The organism is Butyrivibrio sp., from assembly GCF_024699075.1.
Genome location: NZ_JAILQF010000237.1, coordinates 1 through 3523 on the forward strand (window position 1 = coordinate 1; position 3523 = coordinate 3523).

General features: G+C 38.3%; 6 protein-coding genes. All 6 read right to left on the reverse strand.

Annotated features, from left to right (window positions below; genetic code table 11):
- A partial coding sequence (locus K6G87_RS09595; RefSeq protein ID WP_296836395.1) for a cysteine hydrolase family protein occupies window positions 1-449 on the reverse strand: 449 nt, incomplete at its 3' end.
- A 4-nt stretch (window positions 450-453) separates the two neighbouring features.
- The gene (locus K6G87_RS09600) at window positions 454-1026 is read right to left on the reverse strand and encodes a hypothetical protein (RefSeq protein ID WP_330669814.1); all 573 of its coding nucleotides are present in this window, start codon (window positions 1024-1026) and stop codon (window positions 454-456) included.
- Complete coding sequence (locus K6G87_RS09605; RefSeq protein WP_296836398.1) at window positions 1026-1547, reverse strand: GNAT family N-acetyltransferase; 522 nt, start codon at window positions 1545-1547, stop codon at window positions 1026-1028. Before K6G87_RS09605 ends, K6G87_RS09600 begins: the two co-directional genes overlap by 1 nt.
- 68 nt (window positions 1548-1615) lie before the next feature.
- Window positions 1616-2605 (reverse strand): CPBP family intramembrane glutamic endopeptidase, encoded by a 990-nt coding sequence (locus tag K6G87_RS09610; protein WP_296836401.1) that lies wholly within the window; start codon window positions 2603-2605, stop codon window positions 1616-1618.
- A gap of 106 nt (window positions 2606-2711) precedes the next feature.
- Window positions 2712-3032: a hypothetical protein gene (locus K6G87_RS09615; protein WP_296836404.1), complete on the reverse strand. Its 321-nt coding sequence runs from the start codon at window positions 3030-3032 to the stop codon at window positions 2712-2714.
- Window positions 3033-3057: 25 nt separating this feature from the next.
- Window positions 3058-3523: ATP-binding cassette domain-containing protein (locus tag K6G87_RS09620; RefSeq protein WP_296836407.1), on the reverse strand; the 466-nt coding region annotated here is incomplete at its 5' end.

Genomic DNA, 3523 nt, shown 5'->3' on the forward strand with positions numbered 1-3523 from the left:
TAATACTTGTAGGTTGTCTCACCGTCCATATAGTCGTTATCAAACGTTGAGTTCGTACCTTCCGGTATTATGACTTTATATCCTCTTTCAAAGGCAGATTTCACTGATGCATCAATGCATAAATTCGTCTGAAGTCCTACAATCATCAGCTTTTTGTCAGCCTGCTCATCAAGATATCCTGCAAGTTCTTTATTACCAAAGCAGCTATTAATTTCTTTAGTATATATCTTCTCTCCTTCTTTAGGAGCAACCTGATCGGCAATCTCAAAATCCACATCGCCTACAGAAAAGCCTGTTCCCGGGCCGTCATCATGCTGAACATAGATAACTTCTACGTTATTTTTACGGGCAGTATCAATGACACGCCTCGTACTTTCGAGAAAAGTCTCATAGTTATAGAGCCTGTCATCTGTAATGCCTTTTTGAATGTCAATTACTAATACAATCATCGTCTTAAGTCCTCTCCAGCCATTTGTTAATTGTTTCATCTGTCCATATATGAGCTTCTATATATCTCTCCGGTCCATGCGCCCCATCATCGTTCCAGTCCTGCGGCAAGCCATACTTATCGATGATCCCAAGTATCTCTTCGTATGTGTATACCTTTTTGCGATATTCTTTGCCATCAGTAATAAGAGGACTGAAGGTTGGCATAGAGTCACCATAGGTAAAAGAGATTGTTCGTGTATCAAATTCCTCGATCGGAATCTTTATAAAAGCTCCATCTTCATACCATGTGCTAAGCCAGGGACTATGTTCAACTACCATGTAATGCGGCGAGTCAAGCTTTACTATTCCGCCTTTAGCAATGAATTCTCTGCGTATGATAGCTTCACAGTTACGCCTTTTTTCAATGTAGCCTTCATCTCTTTTTGCACACATAGATTCGGGACGTTCTCTTTTGATCTGTTCAAGAACCTTTTTCGAGTCTGCATCGCATGAAGCTGTAAGGCTTCTGAATGGTCCTGATCTTTTGTCATAGTAATGGTATAGATACATAGGATTTTTACCTTTTATGTCTGTCATCACAGCTTCTTACCCATCTCAATTCTCATGTTATGCTCTTTTGGTCCGTCGTTTGAGTATGCATATCTGTCAAAGCCTATTAATTCAAATCCATTTTTCTTGTAAAAAGAAATAGCTTTTGAATTGTAGCTCTGTGTCTCAAGAACAGCCATTCTTGCACCGCTCTTTACAGCATCTTCCATGATTTTCTCAAGAAGCGCTGTGCCAACGCCTTTACTGCGAAGGCCTGTATCGAAAACACATATATTTGAGATTCTGTATCTATTGTTCCAATCTTCGAGGAAACCTTCTACAAAACCAATGAGTGTATCTCCTTCAAAAGCACCATAGGCTACAGGATTATCCAGCCATTCAGACAACATATCATCTGTCAGCGCCTCAACAATTTCGGAGTCTACTTTTATCCATTCAATAGAGAAGCCTTCGCCTTCTGGATCAATAGAAAGGAATTTATCCGAATGAATCTCAGCCTTATATTTCTTTCCTTTATATTCATCATAATTAAGCTGTTTAATAACCATTGCCCAGCATTTTTCTCCAATCTGTATAATCTTTTCCCGTCAATTAACGAATTCTAACACTAGTAAAATCATTTCAATAATCCCTGCAACCCACATCCTATTGCAGAAATCAATAATTGAGTAAAGCTTGTTCCAAACAAAGTAAGTACTGTTTGCCCAATCCAGAATAATAAATAAACCATCATTCCAGCATTAACAATTAGAGTTGTAAATCTGTAGCCTACATCAAACTCTTCCTTGTGATGTTCAAAGACAAACTTGTCTTTATTCCTGACCATAAGTACTATGCCCAAAATAGTAATGACAATAGCCAGAACTCCAAATGCCATAGTACACGCATATGCAACAGTTATATTGCCTCCATTTAGCAAAAGCCTAATCCCCCATATAATCGTACTGAAAGAATTGTTTAGCATATGCAAAAAGATTGTATACTTTATCTTCCCGGTTCTAAGATACACGAATGCATAAAAGCATCCGCCTAATGCTGTATAAAAGAATTGATAGATATTCCCATGAGCTAGTCCAAACATAACGCCTGACAGTAGCATTGCTGTTACTTCCCCATAATGAGCCACTCTGTCTAACAATATTTTTCTAAACATAAGTTCTTCATATATCGGTGCTATTATACATACAATCAAAATATGACTAAATAGTGACATCGAAGATAAACGATCAACAAGCGGGTTGCCAGTCTGAATCCCTGTAACCATATTTGCGGTATACATAAGGGCTATTGTAAAGATATTAGCCAGAATTTCAAGCGAAAATGCAACACATGCACATGTCAAAAAGTTTTTTATCCCCAGCCTCTTTTGGTCAATCTTAAATTTGGGAAGTTTCCTTAAAACTGCATAGTTCAGTGGAAGAACAAACAGGAAATCAAGAACAAACTCATATATAATACGCCAATTATCAGTCAGTTCTTCACACCCCAAAAGCTTTGTTACAACTAATTTTCCAAGAAACGCAATTATAAACTCAATAACCAGAAAACTTAACCCCAGACACGAGTATGCCTTAGCGGCACTGATACGATTATCTGTTTTTACCATAATTGATGCCTCCCCATGCTGTCTCAAAAAACTTACATTTACTATAACAAAAAAGAAGCTGCATTACAGCATTTTTCTGCTGTAACGCAGTTTTTTTATATATTTTTCACTTATCTTTCGAGCGGATAAATTCATCCATTATCGTATTTATACCGCTGTACATCTCGCAGATATTTTTTGTTTCTATCTTTTTTAAGGGATTCTCCCAATTATAGTCCTTTATTAGGTTGATTATAAACCTTCCTGTAGGATCACATTCAGGGTACCAGCCAATGTCCAGTATCAGACCGCCCTCATATTCCACCTGAATCAGGTCTTCATGAAGATTATCCCACTGTTCTTCCATAGTTTTAGTTGATGATATATGAAAATTGTTGTAAATGACTTCACCTGGATAGAAAAGCCCATCTATATCAATTGTAGACATCTACTCCTCCATCTTCACTAATAATTTATCCCTGTATCTGGCTCATACGTGCATATATTCCTCCAAGTGCCACGAGTTCTTCGTGAGTTCCTCTTTCTGCTATATGACCGTTTTCAATGACAAGGATAAGATCTGCGTTGCGAATAGTTGACAGCCTGTGCGCAATTGCAACGATTGTACGCTTACCTGTAATGTTGTTAATCGCTTCCTGAATCTGTTTCTCCGTCTCAACATCGACAGATGCTGTAGCTTCATCAAGTACTATTATAGGGGACTTGCGAAGTATAGCTCTTGAAATAGCCACCCTTTGCTTCTGGCCGCCTGAAAGCCTAAGACCTCTTTCGCCGACCAGCGTATCATAGCCATCAGGCATATTCATGATATCCTTATGAATATTGGCAGCCTTAGCCGCTTCTATGATCTCATCCATGTCTGCATCAGGAACTGCATAGCCGATATTCTCAGCAATAGTTCCATTAAAAAGGAATGTG

Excerpts from the sequence above, each read along its gene's own strand:
- K6G87_RS09600 (WP_330669814.1), bottom strand. The coding sequence starts at position 1,026 with ATGACAGACATAAAAGGTAAAAATCCTATGTATCTATACCATTACTAT.
- K6G87_RS09605 (WP_296836398.1), bottom strand. The coding sequence starts at position 1,547 with ATGGTTATTAAACAGCTTAATTATGATGAATATAAAGGAAAGAAATAT.
- K6G87_RS09610 (WP_296836401.1), bottom strand. The coding sequence starts at position 2,605 with ATGGTAAAAACAGATAATCGTATCAGTGCCGCTAAGGCATACTCGTGT.
- K6G87_RS09615 (WP_296836404.1), bottom strand. The coding sequence starts at position 3,032 with ATGTCTACAATTGATATAGATGGGCTTTTCTATCCAGGTGAAGTCATT.